This window comes from Brachyspira catarrhinii, from assembly GCF_005518285.1.
In the GTDB taxonomy this organism is placed as follows: domain Bacteria; phylum Spirochaetota; class Brachyspiria; order Brachyspirales; family Brachyspiraceae; genus Brachyspira; species Brachyspira catarrhinii.
Window position 1 is genome coordinate 1 of record NZ_SJDU01000691.1, and the last position, 683, is coordinate 683.

1 protein-coding gene is annotated in these 683 nt (G+C 26.9%); it reads left to right on the forward strand.

The genetic code is table 11. The annotated features are described in order from the left end of the window. Positions 1-65: 65 nt before the first annotated feature. Positions 66-683 (forward strand): tetratricopeptide repeat protein (locus tag EZH24_RS13090; protein WP_419670471.1); only part of this gene is annotated, 618 nt, incomplete at its 3' end.

A 683-nucleotide genomic window follows, 5' to 3' on the forward strand; every position in this document is an offset into this window, starting at 1 on the left:
ATGATATTAAAATGCATAAAAATATAATCATATAAATTTTAAATTAATTTTTTAAATTTTTTCCCATGAAAAAAAGAATATTTTTATTAACTCTATCGTTCGAACTTATTATAATAATAGCGACGTCTATATTAAACGCTAAAAATTTGCCCGAACTTCCGAATATAATTTCAAAAAATAAAATAAATTACGGAACGGCTTTGAAACTCTATAACGAAAGAAAATATTTAAACGCTTATAATCAATTCACAAATATAATAAACGGCGCTGACGAAATTTTAATTAGAGATTATGTCATATATTACGGAGCAAAAAGCGCCTTATACGCGAACATGTATGACGAAGCCATCAATTTATATTCAACGATTATTAAAGAATATCCTCGCTCGACTCTCTATCCTTACGCCGAACAGTATAAAGCGTTAGCCGAATTTTACAGAGACGATTATCCTATAAGTAATTTTTTTAACGGCAAAACTCAAAAATGGATTAAAGAATTTGTGGGATTAAGAGCTTTGAAAAAAATTAAAGACAAAGAAAAAAATAAAGAAATAGCTTTGGAACTTATAACCAAATTTTACAATAGGGAAGCGATAATTTATTTCAATAATAATTTTAAAAAAGATGCTTTGGAACTTTCGAATAATATAAAATATAAAATGGCTACGGAGTTATACGAAGCG